The organism is Bacillus gaemokensis, assembly GCF_001590835.1.
In the GTDB taxonomy this organism is placed as follows: Bacteria; Bacillota; Bacilli; order Bacillales; family Bacillaceae_G; genus Bacillus_A; species Bacillus_A gaemokensis.
The window spans coordinates 390,209-408,398 of record NZ_LTAQ01000012.1; the positions used below are offsets into that span (position 1 = coordinate 390,209).

5 protein-coding genes are annotated in these 18,190 nt (G+C 32.1%); 4 read left to right on the forward strand and 1 reads right to left on the reverse strand.

Features of this window, described 5'->3' with window-relative positions:
• Positions 1-264 precede the first annotated feature (264 nt).
• Complete coding sequence (locus AZF08_RS13115) at positions 265-612, reverse strand: winged helix-turn-helix transcriptional regulator (protein WP_033673166.1); 348 nt, start codon at positions 610-612, stop codon at positions 265-267.
• Positions 613-999: 387 nt separating this feature from the next.
• On the opposite strand from AZF08_RS13115, the gene AZF08_RS13120 reads away from it, so the two are divergent.
• The 4 genes from AZF08_RS13120 to AZF08_RS13135 all read left to right on the forward strand — a co-directional run bounded on the left by AZF08_RS13120 (position 1,000) and on the right by AZF08_RS13135 (position 18,054).
• Complete coding sequence (locus AZF08_RS13120) at positions 1,000-2,172, forward strand: MFS transporter (protein WP_162177848.1); 1,173 nt, start codon at positions 1,000-1,002, stop codon at positions 2,170-2,172.
• A 25-nt stretch (positions 2,173-2,197) separates the two neighbouring features.
• A complete protein-coding gene (locus AZF08_RS13125) occupies positions 2,198-3,037 on the forward strand; it encodes an aldo/keto reductase (protein ID WP_033673164.1) in 840 nt (279 codons plus the stop codon).
• 1,023 nt (positions 3,038-4,060) lie between these two features.
• Positions 4,061-10,378: a non-ribosomal peptide synthetase gene (locus tag AZF08_RS13130; RefSeq protein WP_033673163.1), complete on the forward strand. Its 6,318-nt coding sequence runs from the start codon at positions 4,061-4,063 to the stop codon at positions 10,376-10,378.
• Between the two features lie 17 nt (positions 10,379-10,395).
• A complete protein-coding gene (locus tag AZF08_RS13135) occupies positions 10,396-18,054 on the forward strand; it encodes a non-ribosomal peptide synthetase (protein ID WP_033673162.1) in 7,659 nt (2,552 codons plus the stop codon).
• Positions 18,055-18,190: the final 136 nt, after the last annotated feature.

Genomic DNA, 18,190 nt, shown 5'->3' on the forward strand with positions numbered 1-18,190 from the left:
TATCCGATACATGGCTTGTCCGCATACGGGAATCTTCCTTCATCGGAAAGTGTATATAATATATATTTTATATTATATACTATATAAACTCAGGATAACATAGAAATGATTCCTAATTATTTGACTTTGAGTCCATAAGCTAGTACTAGCAAGGGAAGAGAGTATATATTTTATTTTACTGTTACCTAAAGTAGACTTTATTATGAAGTGAAAAAAGGAAGAGATGAACGATTCAATGTTCATCTCTTCCTTTTTTTCGTGTATTTATTGGTCTATTTGTGGGATAAGCATGGATGAATTACCGCTTTTTTCGAGATGGCATTCTCCCCACGTGCAAAGAGAATCGAGAATCCCTTCTAACGACCAACCGTAGTCCGTAAGAGAGTACTCAACTTTTGGAGGAACTTGATTATATACCTTCCTTTGAATCACTCCATCTTCTTCTAACTCACGTAATTGCTGCGTTAGCATCTTTTGGGTAATACCAGGCATTAAACGTTTTAATTCACTTGTTCGTTTTGTTCCTTTTGTTAAATGGCAAAGGATTACGACTTTCCATTTTCCTCCGATGACTTCTAAGGTTGCTTCTACGGGAATATTGTATTTCTTCATATATTACAACCTCCTTTAATGAATCTTTATATCCGACTTATGCAGGTTCAGCCATATATTACTTTTTAGTGCCTATAGCACTTTAAAGTACGTACTGTTTTTCGTGTTAAGCATGTTTCATAATAGCATACGTAAGAGGCAAATGAGTAGTACGGTACTAAAAAGTGCCTATGTTACTTTTTGGTTCCTATCGTACTTTAAAGTGCGTTCTTTTAAAAAAGGATGAAACCATTCATAATAGTAGTTATGAGCAGTAAAACGATTTTCATTAGAAGATAAAAAGGCCTTTTTATCATACTATTATGATTGGATTTCTCATATTAAGGAGGAGTTCAATTGACTTCATATACAGCAATTTCTTCGGGTGTTCAAACGAATAGAAGAAGTATGTTTGCTTTATTAGCATTAGCAATTAGTGCTTTTGGCATTGGTACAACCGAATTTATTAGTGTCGGTCTATTACCATCTATTTCAAATGATTTACATGTTTCTGTCACAACAGCAGGTTTAACGGTTTCTTTATATGCATTAGGAGTAGCGTTCGGTGCTCCGGTATTAACATCGTTAACGGCTAGTATGTCACGTAAAACGTTATTAATGTGGATTATGATTGTCTTCATTATGGGTAATGGTATTGCGGCGATGGCAACAAGTTTTGGTGTACTACTTGTTGCGAGGGTTGTATCGGCATTTGCACATGGTGTATTTATGTCGATAGGTTCAACGATTGCGGCGGCTCTTGTACCAGAAAATCGACGTGCAAGCGCAATTGCGATTATGTTCACCGGTTTAACAGTTGCGACAATAACTGGAGTACCAATTGGAACATTTATTGGTCAACAGTTTGGCTGGCGAGCATCCTTTATGATTATTGTGGTGATTGGAATTGTTGCTTTGCTTGCGAATAGCGTACTCATTCCATCTAATTTAAGAAAAGGTGCCGTGGTATCTTTTCGTGATCAGCTAAAGCTCGTAACAAACGGAAGACTGTTACTTGTTTTTGCTATCACAGCGTTAGGTTATGGTGGAACATTTGTAACATTTACGTACTTGTCGCCGTTATTACAAGAAGTGACAGGATTTAAAGCAAGCACCGTTACAGTGATTTTGTTAGTGTACGGGATTGCAATTGCGATTGGGAATATGATTGGTGGGAAACTATCGAACCATAATCCGATTCGTGCATTATTCTATATGTTTTTCATTCAAGGGATTGTTTTATTTGTACTCACATTTACAGCTCCGTTTAAAGTGGCAGGGCTAATTACAATTAGTTTAATGGGGTTATTCGCATTTATGAATGTTCCAGGATTACAAGTTTATGTTGTGATATTAGCGGAGCGCTTTGTCCCAAGCGCTGTAGATGTAGCATCTGCGATGAACATTGCTGCATTCAATGCAGGGATTGCTCTAGGAGCCTATTTAGGCGGCGTTGTAACGAATTCATTAGGGTTAATTCATACAGCGTGGGTTGGTGCCATTATGGTGGTAGGTGCAGTTATATTAACGGCATGGAGTATGGGTTTAGAAAAAAGAGATCAAGCGAAAGTAAATAAATAAAAACCTTAAAGGAGAGAAGAAGATAATGAAAAATTTACAGAGTACAACAACGTTGCATAACGGCGTAGAAATGCCTTGGTTTGGTTTAGGTGTATTTAAAGTAGAGGAAGGGCCAGAACTGGTTAACGCAGTAAAAACAGCAATTAAAGAAGGATATCGCAGCATTGATACAGCGGCAATTTATGCGAATGAAAAGGCTGTAGGAGAAGGGATCCGTGAAGGTATTAAAGAAGCGGGCATTTCAAGAGAAAATCTATTTATTACTTCAAAAGTTTGGAATGCAGATCAAGGATATGAAGGGGCGCTAGCTGCATATGAAGAAAGTCTAAAAAAACTGGAACTTGATTATTTAGATTTATATCTTGTTCATTGGCCTGTAGAAGGGAAATATAAAGATACATGGAGAGCATTAGAAAAGCTTTATAAAGAAGAACGCGTACGTGCAATTGGTGTGAGTAACTTCCAAATTCATCACTTAAAAGATGTAATGAAGGGTGCAGAAATCAAACCGATGATTAACCAAGTAGAATATCATCCGCGTTTAACACAAAAAGAATTGCAGGGCTTCTGCCGCCAGCAAGGTATCCAAATGGAGGCGTGGTCACCTCTTATGCAAGGGCAGTTATTAGATAACGAGATATTACAAGAAATTGCAGATAAATATGGTAAAACGACTGCACAAATTATCCTGCGCTGGGATTTACAAAATGAAGTTGTAACAATTCCAAAATCAACAAAAGAGCACCGTATTACCCAAAATGCAGATATCTTCAACTTTGAGTTAACAAAAGAAGATATGGAGAAAATTGATGCATTAAATCAAAATCATCGTGTTGGTCCAGATCCGGATAACTTTAATTTTTAACAAGTGGAAATTTTTGTGATATGAGTAATAAATTGTTAAGAAACATCTTTAAAATAATTTAAATAAGGTATAAAAAAAGGTATCTTGTAATAATTAGTACTTGATTATATTCTGTATTCGAAAAATATAAATGATGGAAAAAGAACGTATCAAGAAGATATATTGAAAAAGAATATACAAATTTAGGGAGTTGACATAACTCATAAGATTTGTATTTGAGAATAACTATTTCCCTGTTTAATATAGCATATTAATTTTGAAATTTAAATAATAAAATGTTGAGAAAGTTAATATGTTGAAAAGTGGATGAAAGATTTGTTTCGAAAGAGAAGTAATGAAGGAGAATTGAGATAATTTAACGAATAGGAAGTATTAGATGGATATAAAGATATAACAATGATAATACTCTCTAAATCTGTTGTTAAATAGTTTATGAAAATTTTGTGTTTATTCATCTATATGAAATGAGAATTTTATTAGTGATAATTTCGATATTTATTAATGAAAGATAAATCCTTTTATTAAACCTCTTTGTTGTATAAAACAAAGAGGTTTTTATGTTAATGAAATGAGTTTAAATACTAGAGGGGATTTTGTTAAGTATTAAAGGATATAGGGAAATAAATACATACAATTATTTTTGTATAATTATAGAAAATAATACCATATTTTTACATAAAAATATTGAATGTCTATAGGATATTTGCTAACATTTTGAGTATAGCAAAAAAGAATTTTATTCTGATAAAGGAAGGGGACAGATATGTTATCACTTTTGATTTGTGTGTAACGTATAAAAAAATTTACATAATTCATCCTTATAACTAAATAAAAGGAGACTTATTATAAATTAATATAAGGATGATATATGTTTATAAATTAGAGCTTACTTATTACATTATGTTCTTTATTAAGAATGAAATGCAGTAGGTAAGAGTGATTGGAGACTTATATATAGATATTTTAGTAAATTGGATAGAAATGTAATAGCACTTAATTTAATTCGCAGGAGGAGTTAGAGATATGAGGCAGCAGTCTTTGCATTTAGATTCAAATATTATACATGTAATCTTTGAAGAACAAGTTAATCGGACACCTAATCATACAGCGCTAGTATGCGATTATGAAGAAATTAGTTACCAAGAGTTAAATAAAAGAGCTAATAAATTAGCTAGAGTGATTGAAAAACATAGTAATAGGAGAAACCAGATAATAGGAATTTATTTAGATAAATCAATTGAATCTGTTATTACGATGTTAGCGATATTAAAATCGGGAAATTGTTATTTGCCAATAGATGTAAATTATCCTCAAAACAGGATTGATTATATCATTGAAGATAGCAAAATCAATATTCTAGTTAGTAGTGATAAAACAGATATACAAAAAATTAGAAATTTTGATGGGCACATACTTTATTTAGATCAAGCCTTAATGGAACAAGAGGCGGATCATAATTTAGAAAATGTGAATGAAGAACAGGATTTAGCTTATATTATCTATACTTCAGGTACTACCGGAAACCCAAAGGGTGTTATGGTTCAACATAAAAACGTAATCGGATTAATGAAAAATACATTAATGAATTTTTCGTTTTCAAATCAAGATACTTGGTCGATTTTCCATTCGTTTTGTTTTGATTTTTCTGTATGGGAACTGTATGGTGCACTTTTATATGGTGGAAAGGGAGTCATTATTAAAGAAAATAAAGCGAAACAAACTGGAGAATTCTTGGAAATATTAAAAAGAGAACAGGTTACAGTATTAAATCAGGTACCTTCCTCTTTCTATAATTTAATAGGTGAAGAGTTAAAATACGAAGACAAAGCACTTAACCTTAAATATATAATTTTTGGTGGAGAGGCATTGCAGCCGATAAAATTGCAAAGATTTAAAGAAAAGTACAATAATACTAAGTTTATTAATATGTATGGAATTACTGAGACAACTGTGCACGTTACCTTTAAAGAGATAACAGATTTAGAAATAAAAAATAATAGAAGTAATATTGGAAAACCAATCGAAGGCCTTAGAATATATTTGTTAAATGAAAAAAATGAAGAAGTTGGGTTTCTTAATAAGGGAGAAATTTGTGTCGGGGGATATGGTGTTGCAAGAGGGTATTTAGGGAAAGAACAACTTACAAAAGAAAGATTTATTAGCAATCCTTTCTGTAAAGACGAGATCATTTATAAGTCCGGAGATTTAGCTATTAGATTAGAAAACGGGGAATATGAATATTTGGGAAGAGGTGATTCCCAAGTGAAAATTCGTGGATATAGAATTGAGTTGGCAGAAATTGAAAAAGCGTTGTTGCAAAATAAAAATATAAATAAAGCAGTTGTACTGGATATTGAAAATGAGGATGGGCAAAAGGACTTATATGGTTTTTTGGCGATGAGTCATCCTTCAAAATTAAGTGAAATAAAAGAAGCTTTATTGAAAATTATTCCAAGTTATATGCTGCCTTCCTTTTTTATTGAAATAGATCGAATCCCGACAAATCACAATGGGAAGATAGATAGAGAAGCATTGGAGCGCCAGAAAATTAACTTTATGAGAGATAATGATTTTGTTGCAGCTAGAACGAAAGTAGAAATACAAGTTATTCAACTACTTAAAGAATTATTAAAGTTAGAACAGATTAGTATTTATGATAATTTTTTTGATATTGGTGGAGATTCTTTAAAAGCCACAAAATTAATTAATAACATAAAATCACATTTTGAAAAAACAATTACTTTTAAAGAAATTTTTGAGAGTAAACATATTGCTGAATTATGCGATATCTTAAATGAGAAGGAAGTAGAAAAAGAGGTAATAGAAAGCTTTGCAGAAAAAGAATATTACTCTGTATCATCTGCGGAAAAACGTATGTATATTTCACAGCAATATGGGGAGACGAATACAGCATATAACGTTATCACAGCTGTGAGATTGAAGGGGAATTTAAATATACTCCATTTAGAGAAATCTTTAAATGCAGTATTAAATCATCATGAGAACCTACAATCGTATTTTACTGTTCGAGATGGGGAAATCATAAAAAAACTAGATAGAAGAGCCCAAGTTCATTTGAAGATACTATATGGGAAAGAAGAAGATATATTAAAAAATAAGGATCAAATTATTGAAGAATTTGATCTTGCGAAAGCGCCATTATTCAAAGCAGTTTTGATAAAGACTTCCGAAGAACATCATATTTTAATAATGAATTTTCATCATATTATAGTGGATGGGACCTCTTTAGAACTTCTATTAAAAGATATATTTAGAGAATATGCAAATCAGTCAGTCGTACCAGAAAAGATGAAATATGTAGAATATTCGACTTTAGAAACAACTTGGTTGGAGAGTGAACAGGGAAAAAGAGAAGAAAATTATTGGCTTAAACAGTTAGTTCCTGATTTAGGGAAATCTGAAATTATTTCAGACTATGTAAGACCACATACAAGGAATTTTAAAGGAAAAACAGTTAATTTCAAAATTGAAGAGAAAATTATTAGTAATTTAAAGAGTGTAGCCAAAAGAGAAAAGCTAACTTTATATATGCTATTAATGGGATTATATAAAGTTTTAATATCTAAATATTCTAACAAAGAAGAAGTGACGCTTGGAACTGCTGCGTCCGGAAGAAAATATAAAAATTTAGAAAATACAGTTGGAATGTTTGTAAATACATTAGCAATCCAAAGTGAGCCATCCGCCGATAAAATCTTAGGACATTATTTGAAGGAAGTAAAAGAAGTATGTATGAATGCTTTTGAGTATCAATCTTATCCTTTTGATAGACTTGTTGATAAGTTAGGTGTTCAAAGTGATCCTGGTAGAAATCCGTTGTTTGACTATCTGTTTATATTTCAAAATGAGGATAGGGTACAAGATTTTGAATATGTTAAAGATCTAGTCATTACGAGAGATACTACAGCTATTACCGCGGATAGTTCTAGATTTGATATTAGTCTAGAAGTAATTGAAGAAAACGATATATTTATGCTCCAATTCAATTATGACGTGAATCTTTTTAAAGAAAAAACAATTAGAGGCTTAGCTTCTCATTATATTCATTTATTGTCTAATATCAACTTTACAATTTCTAAAAAAATAAAAGAAATAGAGTTAGTGACCTCAGAAGAACAACATGTATTAGCAACGTTTAATAGAACAGAAAAAGACATTTTTGAGTATGGAGATACAATTCAAGCTTATATAAATAAAAAGTTAGAGTATGGTGGAGACAAATCAGCCGTTTATTCAAAAGGAATAGTCTATACCTACAATGATTTAGATAAACAGGCAAATCAGTTAGGAAATGTACTAAGGAAAAAAGGATTAACAAGAAATGATGTTGTTGCGATTATATTAGAAAGGAATGCAAAAATTCCTCTTAGTCTGCTTTCTGTATTACGTGCAGGAGGTGTGTGCTTACCAATTGATGCAGAATTGCCGAAAGAAAGAATTGAATATATGTTGAGAGATAGTAAAGCACGTTTCGTTATTACACAGAAGGATTTGATGGGGAAAATAGGGGGATGGAATGAAGACTGTATCGTACTTTTAGATTGTGAATCTGCATATAGACAAGAAGAATCTACCCCATTACATGTAGTAAATGAAGCAAATGACGTAGCGTGTATCATTTATACATCAGGTACAACAGGGAATCCAAAAGGTGTTATGTTAAAAAATAATTCTCTAATCAATGCAGCAAGATATATGGCTGAACAACTAAATGTTAAAAATAGCAACGTTTTATCTGTAGCATCAATTTCTTTCGATATGTTTTTTATTGAAATGTTTATTGCTATCACACTCAATGGTGAATTAGTTATTGCTGATGCTAAAGAAAGATTGGATAACGGGAAATTAAAAGATCTTATTCAGAAAAGGAACGTAGAAATTACTTTAACAACACCATCGAGAATTAAGAGTTTTATTAATAGTGAGGATGTAGAAGCACTTAAAGGATTAAGCCGAATGATCTTTGGTGGGGAAAATTTAACTGAAAATCTTGTTGGAGAGATTAGAAAGATAACAAATGCTAAAATATATAATTTTTATGGCCCAACTGAAATTACGGCGTATTGCACAGGAACAGAAATAAAGGAAACAGAAACGGTGACGATTGGTAAACCTGTGTCTAATACAACTATTTATATAATGAGCCCAGATTTGAAACAGCTACCTATAGGGGTACCTGGAGAAATTTGTGTAGGTGGTATTGGAGTTGCGAAGGGATATATAAATAGAGAGGAATTGACTAAGAGCAAATTTGTTGCGAATCCATATCGCTTGGAAGAAACCATATATCGAACAGGAGATATTGGTATATGGACAGAGGATGGAGAAATTAAATATATTGGTCGAATTGATGAACAAGTAAAAATTAGGGGATACAGAGTAGAGCTAGAAGAAATTGAGGAAAAGATAAGAGAAGTAGAAGGAGTAACAAATTGCGTAGTTTTAGCCTTAGAACATGCGAATGGAGAAAAGTATCTGTCTGCATATGTTATATGTGATATCAATGGCATGGAAGAAATACAGGGAACGCTTAAAAATAAGCTACCAGAGTATATGATTCCGCATTTCTTTACAAAAATAGATGAGATTCCTGTTACGCGAAATGGGAAAGTAGATAAACGAAAATTACAAGAAAGTAGTCCAACGAAAGAGCTGAATAGAACAGTAATAAAAGCAGAAAATAATGTTCAAGAAAAGATAATAGATACATGGAAAAAAATATTAAATACAAATAACATTGGTATTTATGATAATTTTTTCCATCTCGGAGGAGACTCAATTAAAGCAATTCAATTGTTAAGTGCATTAAGAAAACAAGGAATTCATACTTCAACAAAAGAGATTCTAAACAGTCCAACAATAGACGAATTATCTCAAAAAGTAAAAATAATAGAGCGGAAAAATGAAAGAGGAATCTTTGAAGAAGTGAGCGGGAATGTTAATTTTGGAGCAATCCAAAACTTTTATCTAAATTGTAACCAAAAAATACACGATCGTTTTAATCAATCTATATTAATACATCGTGAAAATGGATTTGATGAGCATATTGTAAGAAAAGTTTTTAATACTATTATGAAACACCATGATGCTTTACGGATTATGTATCAAATAGAGGATGAAAAATACGTTCAATTTAATAGGAAATTTGAAGAGGATATGTTCCATTTAGAGACTCACTTTTATGACAATGCAAACGTAAAAGAAGTTATAAAAGAAGTCGGTGAACATATACAAGGAAAGGTTAGTATTGAAGAAAATAAATTGGTTAGCCTCGGAGTTTTTAAAGGAAATCAGGGGGGGTATCTCTTTATAGCAATTCATCATTTTGTAGTGGACGGCGTATCTTGGCGTATTCTAGTAGAAGATTTTGAAACTATTTATGAAAGTTATGCCAATAATGAAGAACTAAAGTTTGAACCAAAGACGGTATCCTTTAAGGAATGGGTACACAAAATAGAAAGTTATAGTAATAGCAATGACATTATGGAAGAAGTTCCATATTGGAAACGAATTATAGAACAACAAAATCTGTTGAAGATTAGAGAGAAAAAAGAAGCAGTAAAGTGCATAGGAAGAACGAAAGATATACGTATGACATTAGATAAAGAAGAAACTGAAGTGTTACTGAAACGAACAAATAAGAAGTATCATACTGAGATCAATGATATTTTACTAACAGCTTTAATGCTAGCTATTACAGAAAATAGGAAAGAAAATAAGTTAATTATTAATTTAGAAGGACATGGTAGAGAAGAAATGATGAAAGGTATGGATGTAACTAGAACAGTAGGGTGGTTTACATCCATGTATCCAGTACTGCTAGAACTAAAAGAAAATAAAGATATTTCATACTGGATTAGAGATATTAAAGAAACTCTAAGGAATGTTCCGAATAAAGGAATTGGTTACGGTGTTTTACGATATATGAAAAAGGGAAAGACTGACGTATTGCCGTTAAATGATATAGAAATTAGTTTCAACTATATGGGTGAAATTTCGAGTGTGAATGAAGAAGAATATAAGGTGTTAGATTTTGAAAGAGGTAGAGAAATTTCAGAAGATGTCAATCTTGATATTGGAATAGCGTTTAACTCAATTATAGTAGATAACCAATTAAAATTAACTATTACGTATGATGTTAATGAATATGATAGAGAATTTGTGCAGGAGTTAGGCGGAAGGTTCTTACAAAAACTACGATTAATTAATTCTAGTTGTAAAGAAGTTGAAGAAGCTAAATATGTACCAAGTGATTTAACTTATAGTGAAATTTCTATTGATGAACTCGATTCTCTTGAAGAATATATTAATGAAATATAAGTAAAAGGGGAAAAGAAATGAGTAAACTAGCAATTAAAGATATTTATCCTACTACTTCTATGCAAAAGTCAATTATGTTTCATTCTTTAATGAACACTGAAGATTATAAAGTAAAAATAGAATTGGAATTAGATGGACAAGTTAATGTACAAGCACTACAAAAAAGCTTTCAAGAATTAGTAAGTCGTTATGATATTTTTAGAACAATTTTTCCGCGGAAAAAAGTTAAGGAAAGTGTACAAGTCGTTCTACAAAGTAGAGAGGTAGCACTAGGTTATGTTGATTTAAGCGAAGGGGATGATAAATCGCAAATACAAAAAATCAATGAGTATTGGAATGAAAATAGTACATTTCAATTAGAAAAAGACATTCTTGTGAAAATGGCTCTCTTTAAATTAAATAAAAAAGAGTATTCTTTACAGATTTGTTTTCATCACATCATTATGGACGGATGGTGTTTGGAGCTCTTTTTAAAAGAAATCTTTGAGCTATATCATTCCTTCGTAGAAGAAAAAGACATAATACAAAGAAGACCAAAACAATATAAGGAATATATCAACTGGCTACGAGCTCAAAATATGGAAGAGGCTGCATTGTATTGGGGGAATTATGTAGAAGGTTATGAAAAAGAAATTATCCTTCCACATTTAGGAGTAACGGAAGCATATTCTCAACAAATTGAAGAAATGATATTTGAAAAAGAAGCCTTAGAAAAAATGACCCAATTAGCTAGAGAAAATAATTTAACATTAAACACAATTGTACAGGTAGCCTGGGGGATTGTATTGCAAAAATATACAAATGCCGATGATGTAATATTTGGATCAGTGGTATCCGGGAGAAATGTCCCGGTAGATGATGTTGAAAAAATTATGGGACTTTTCATTAATACACTTCCTACTAGGATTAAAACAGAAAAGAAAGAAACAATTTTACAATTGTTAATCAAGCTGCAAAGAGAGAATAATAGATCAAAAGAATATGAGTACTATTCTCTCTCAGATATTCAAGAAAAAACAATATTAAAAAATAAGTTAATCCATCATATTATGGCATTTGAAAATTACGAGTTTGAATTAGAGAACATAAATCAAAATAATGAATTAAAAGTAAAGAACCTTCAGTCTGTAGAACGAAGTAACTATCCTTTGAATTTACTTGTATACCCGGGCGAAAATTTAGTAATGAAGTTTGTCTATAACAGTCATGTCTATGAACAAAGGTTTATTCAAAGACTGAAGGAAAGTCTGTATAAAGTGTTAAGGGGTATGCTGGATAATGTTGAACAGCCAGTTGAAGAAATAGAAATTGTAGGAGAAATAGATAATCAAAGAATACAAGAGGAGTTTAATCAAACAGAGAATGGGGCTCCAATTCGTGAAGAAACGGTACAAAAGTATATTTTAAGAAGAATGCAGGAAGCTGGTGATTCTCCAGCCCTATCTTCAAATGGGATGAGTTATTCGTATAACGAATTAAATCGAAAAACAAATCAAATTGGTCGATATATAAGAAGTAAAGGTGTACAACCAAACGGTGTTGTAGGTATTTTGATGAAGAGGACTGCGAAGGCTCCATTAGCAATCTTAGGAGTTTTAAAAGCTGGAGCGGCGTATCTTCCTATAGATGCTACATTACCGAAAGAAAGAGCAGAGTATATGCTCAAAGATAGTGGTGTAAATCTTCTTATCACAGATAGAGAGTTAGAAAGCGGGTTTAATTTCCAAGGGGAAGTTATAAATATAGATGATGAATTCATTTCTCAGGAATGTGATGAAGCGATTGAAGTGCTAAGTAGTAAAGAGGATTTAAGTTATGTAATTTATACTTCTGGCACAACAGGAAGGCCGAAAGGAGTAGGTGTTCGAAATCAGTCTCTTTTAAATACAGCTGAGGAAACACATATCAGATTAGGGGAACGAGCTGGTGGAGTCTTATCTACAGCTTCGATTTCATTTGATATGTTTACAATGGAGTTATTTATTGCAATTGCCGGGAAACAAGAGCTTGTAATTGCAGATGAAGAACAAAGAATGGATAACATTTTACTTTGTGACTTAATAGAAAAAAAAGATATTGTGACGCTTTGTATGACACCTTCAAGAATTGAATCTATCGTTCATGATCGTAGATGTACAAATGCCTTAAAGAAAATTAAAGTCATAAAATTCGGTGGAGAAGTGTTGCAGGATAGTACAGTAAAGAGATTGCAGGAAAAGACAAATGCTCGAATTTTTAATGGATATGGTCCAACAGAAGTAACTATCTATTGTACATTGCAAGAAATTAAAAAAGGTGAAAAGGTGACAATCGGAAAGCCTATATCGAATATGCAGGTATTTATATTGGATAAAAATCAGAATGTTATGCCAATAGGGGTGCCAGGAGAGATTTGTGTAGGGGGCATAGGGGTAGCAAAAGGATATTTAGGAAATGAAGATTTAACGAATCAGAAGTTTGTAGATATGCGGCATGTAACAAAAGGAAAGTTATATAAAACGGGTGATTTAGGAAGATGGACGGAAACTGGTGAACTCGAATATTTAGGGAGAGTAGATGAACAAGTAAAAATTCGAGGTTATCGTGTAGAGCTTGAAGAAATAGAGAGCCAAATAAAAAATTTGAATGGTATCAATCAGTGTGCTGTTTTAGGAATTACGTATGAAGGTAGTGTAACAAAAAGCTTAGTAGCATTTGTGACAAGTAAGCTAGAAGTAGAAGAAGATAAAATGAAAAAGAATTTGTTAAAAAGTCTACCTGAGTATATGATTCCTTCTCGTATTTTGTGCGTAGATCATATACCAATTACGACAAATGGCAAGGTAAATAAAAAGGCGCTAGAAGGAATTGCTAAAGAAAAGTTACATGTATCGGCATATAAGAAAGCAGTATCCGAGGTTCAAAAAGAAATTGAAGAAGTTTGGAGAGAGTTGCTATTTATTGAAAATATATCTATTGAGCAATCTTTCTTTGAAATAGGTGGTAACTCGATATTAGCGATGATGCTTTCTTCAAGATTGAGTGAGAAATTTAATAAAAATATTTCGGTAAAAGACATTTTTACAAACGATACAATTGCAAAATTAGAAAGAGTAATTGTTGAGAATGCAAAGGGAAATATAAGTAAAGCTGCGTTAATAGAGAATGTAGGAAAGAAAGAATATTATCCAGTTTCTAGTGCTGAAAAAAGAATATACTTGCTCGACCAGTATGAAAATGGAAAAGCATATAATTTAATTAAAGCTTTTAATATTTATGGGCAATTAGATGTTCTGAAGTTAAAGAAAAGTATACAAAAATTAATAGGTATCCATGAAAATCTAAAAGGAAGCTTTAAATTTATTGAAGAAAATTTAGTGAAAGTCCTCAATGAAGAAAATTTGGTAGAAGTAAAACATTATACGATGACAGAAAATGAGCTGTTTGAACAAAGCGAATTTTTAATAGAAGATTTCGATTTATCAACAGGTCCGTTAGTAAAACCAGTATTAATTGAAATGAAAGATACAGAGTATCAATACGTTCTCATTCTAAACTTCCATCATATCATCGTGGACGGAAGATCGTTAGAAACAATTACAAATGATTTGTTCAAGTTATATAACGATGAAGAAATAGAAGCGAGTAGAGTTAGATATGTTGATTATGCTAGTTGGGAAAATGAATGGAAAGAAACAAAAGAGGAAGAAGAAAGATTTTGGATTGAAAGTTTAAGGGATACACCTTCTAATATAGAATTAGCTACCGATTATAGACGGCCGGTAGTGAAAAAATTTACTGGGAATACTTTAGAGTTCAAAGTGGACGATGAAATATTTTCTAATTTAAAGGTAGTAGCGAAACAAGAAAAAGTTACCTTATATATGCTCCTAATAAGTGCCTATAATCTATTGTTATCGAAGTATACAGGAAAGGAAGACATTGTATTAGGAACTGTTGTAAATGGAAGAACATCCAAGGAGTTAGAAACTACCGTGGGTATGTTTGTAAATACATTAGCTCTTAGAAGTTTTCCAAAAAGAGATCTTACGTTTAAAGAATATATAGCTGCGTTCAAAAAGATTTGTATAGAAGCTTTTAATCATCAAGCATATCCTTTCGATGAACTTGTGGAAAAGTTACAACTAGATTCTAATCCGAGTAAAAACCCTCTTTTTGATTACTTGTTTATTTTACAAGAGGGAGAAAATGAAGTAATTAAAACGAATGGATTAAGGGTAGAAAATAGTACAAACAAATTCCTGCCGAATGTATCCAAATTTGATATAACGTTAGAAGCAATTCAAGAAGAAGTGGGGCTTGTGCTTCAAGTAAACTATGACACGTGCTTATTTAAAGAAGAAACAATTCAAAGCATAGTCAACAATTATATTCATATTCTTAAGCATGTGAATGCAGTGTTAGAACAGGAAATAAAACACATTGAAGTTGTAGAAGAAAAAGAGAAAAAAGATATTCTGTTTGGGTTTAACCAACTAGAGATAGATGATTTTGAAGAGGAACGTACAATCCAAAAATATATTGGTAGAAAATTGCATTCAGGAAATGATAAAAATGCTTTATATGTCAAAGGTGTAGCGTATACATTTGCAGAGCTTGATAAGAGATCAAATCAAGTAGCGCGATGCCTTAGAAAAAAAGGGATTAGATCAAATGATGTAGTGGCATTAGTTATGGAACGTAGTGTCGATGTTATAGTTGGAATATTAGGGATTTTGAAAGCGGGAGGGGCATATTTACCGATTGATGGAGAAACGCCTCGAGAAAGAATTGAATATATTCTAAAAGATAGTGAAACGGTTCTTGTTATGACACAAAAGAAATTCCAAGAAAAGTTTCAATACGACAGAGACATTGTTACATTGGATGAGATGTACATGGAAAGTCATGCAGATCTAGAAATAATGAGTGATTCAAATGATACTGCTTATGTCATATATACTTCGGGAACAACAGGGAAACCAAAAGGGGCAATGGTGAAAAATATTTCTTTACTAAATATTGTGAAGGATGCTGTTGAACAGGCTGAAGTGGATAAACAAACAGGTGCGTTATTATCAATGACATCTATTGCATTTGATATGTTTACTATTGAAGTATTCCTGGCTTTAGGATTAAATGAGGAATTTATTTTTACCGATGAGAGAGAAAGAATGGACAACGAAGTCATTACTCAGTTAATTAATGATAGAAATGTAAATACAATGTGGATGACCCCTTCACGAGTAACCACTTTCTTGCAGGGAGAAGAAAGTATTAGGATTTTGCAAAAATTAAAACGGATCTATTTGGCTGGAGAAGCGATTAAAGAAGGGGTTCTTAAAGATGTATTAGAGTTAACTGATGCAAGAATCTTCAATATATATGGGCCAACAGAAACAACGATTTATTGCACTAGTAAGGAGTTTCGTGAGGATGGTCCAGATTTAACAATAGGAAGACCAGTGAAAAATGTACAGATATATATATTGGATAAGAATTTAAATATTGTACCTATTGGTGTACCTGGTGAAATATGTATTGGTGGAATAGGAGTAAGTAAAGGGTACTTAAATAATAAAGATTTAACGAACGAGAAGTTTATAGAGAACCCATTTAAACCGGGTGAAAAAATGTATAAATCTGGTGATTTAGGTAGTTGGACTCTAGATGGTCAAATTAAATATTTAGGAAGAATTGACCAACAGGTGAAAATTCGAGGATATAGAATAGAGCTGGGAGAAATAGAGACAAACATTAGAGGGCTGAAAGATGTATCTGATTGTGCTGTTTTAGCCATTGAACGAGAAAATGGGAATACATTTTTATCAGCGTATATCGTAGGGGATGTTGATTCGAAAGATGTGCAGCGTGCATTAGAGAAAAATCTACCAGGGTATATGATTCCAGAGTATATAACGAAAATTGATAAAATGCCTATTACATTGAATGGGAAAATTGATAAGAAAAAATTAAAAGAAGTAAAAATCCAAGAAGATATAAAAGAATATAAGGAACCAATAAATGCAATCCAAGAAGAAATCCTGAAAATTTGGAAGAAAATATTGGGGGTAGAGGTAATAAGCATCGATGAGAGTTTCTTTAGTCTTGGTGGAGATTCAATTAAAGCAATTCAAATTGTTGGTCTTATGAGAAAAGCGGGCATGAATATTACCGTTAAAGATATTTTAAGTAGTGGGAATATTGAAGAACTATCTTTGAAAACGAGTTTGGATGAAAGAAAGAAAGAGCACATTGATTGCGGAAAAGTTGAAGGAGAAGTGCCGCTTGGAGCAATTCAAAAATTCTTCTTGGAAAATAATGAAGAGATCAATTCAAACTTTAATCAATCCTTGTTGCTTCATAGAGCAGGCGGATTGAAAGAGCAACTGGTGAAACAAGCTTTTAATCTTCTTGTACGCCAACATCCAACTTTGCGAATGCAATATGAAAAAGTTGAAGATATATATACTCAAACAATAAGACCTTTCGAAGAAGATATATTTTTAATGCAAACATATGATTATCATGAATTGGATGTTAAGCGTTATATAGAAGAAAAGGGCGAAGAAATTCAAAAATCTATTGATGTGGAAAATAATAAATTAGTCAATCTATCGTTATTTAAGGGACGAGCAGGGGACTTTCTCCTTATCGTTATTCACCATTTTATTGTAGATGGTGTTTCTTGGAGAATTATAGTAGAAGATTTTGAGAATATATATGAAAGCCTTGTTCAAGGAAAAGAAATAGAATTTGTTCCACAAACAACATCTATTCAGACATGGATGATGGAGCTCGAAAAATATGCTGATAGTAGAATGCTAGAAAAAGAAGTTGGATATTGGAGAGAAATTGAAAAAGAAGAATCTGTAATAAAATTCAAAGATCGCACGAATGTAAATAAGTGCATGAAAGAAATTGAAGAGGTTGAAAGAAAGTTAACGAAAGCTGAGACGAAAATTTTAATTAATGATGTAAATAAAACGTACAGCACTGAAATAAATGATGTCCTACTTACTGCATTAGCTCTCACTCTTACTAATGGAAAAGCTGAAGACAAAGTGCTTATTAACCTTGAAGGTCATGGAAGAGAAGAAGTAATTGAGAATTTAGATCTTACTAGAACGGTAGGGTGGTTTACAGCAATTTATCCAGTTCTTTTGGAAGTACAAAAGGATCGGAATTTAACATACAATATGAGGGCTATTAAGGAGCGTTTGCGAGGAATACCAAATAAAGGTGTTGGGTACGGAATCTTAAAATATATGACCTCACAGCAATTGAAAGATAGTTACGATTTGCAGTTTAATCAGCATCCTGAAATTAGTTTCAACTATTTAGGGGAAATTAAAAGTATGGATGGAGAACAATATCAAATTTTAAACTTCAAGCGTGGATCAGAAATTGCAGATGATGTAAACCTTAATATAGATATTGCTATTAATTCCGTCATTATAGAGGGAGAATTAAATATTAGTGTTGCGTATGATCGGATTGAATATAAAAAAGAAGATATGATTCGTTTTATTGAAAGATTTGTAGACTATCTAAGAGAAATTATGAAGGGATGCCAATCTCAAGAAGAGGTAGAGTTAACGCCAAGTGACTTTGGGATGGATCAGATGTCATTAGATAAATTCGATGAGATTATGGATTTTATTGATGATAATTTATCTCTAGCTGATAAAAAGTAAAAGAAGGGTACGATTGGGAATGTGTAATAGAGGTTTTTTGACATTCCCAATATGTTCTTTTCTAGTATTAGACAATAAGAATTTTTTCATTTGTTCAATCATTAGATTTTGTTTTTAATGAGAGAGGAGAAGTATT

Bases quoted from the DNA above. Each gene is read 5' to 3' on its own strand.
- AZF08_RS13115 (WP_033673166.1), bottom strand. From the start codon at position 612: ATGAAGAAATACAATATTCCCGTAGAAGCAACCTTAGAAGTCATCGGA.
- AZF08_RS13120 (WP_162177848.1), top strand. From the start codon at position 1,000: ATGTTTGCTTTATTAGCATTAGCAATTAGTGCTTTTGGCATTGGTACA.
- AZF08_RS13125 (WP_033673164.1), top strand. From the start codon at position 2,198: ATGAAAAATTTACAGAGTACAACAACGTTGCATAACGGCGTAGAAATG.
- AZF08_RS13130 (WP_033673163.1), top strand. From the start codon at position 4,061: ATGAGGCAGCAGTCTTTGCATTTAGATTCAAATATTATACATGTAATC.
- AZF08_RS13135 (WP_033673162.1), top strand. From the start codon at position 10,396: ATGAGTAAACTAGCAATTAAAGATATTTATCCTACTACTTCTATGCAA.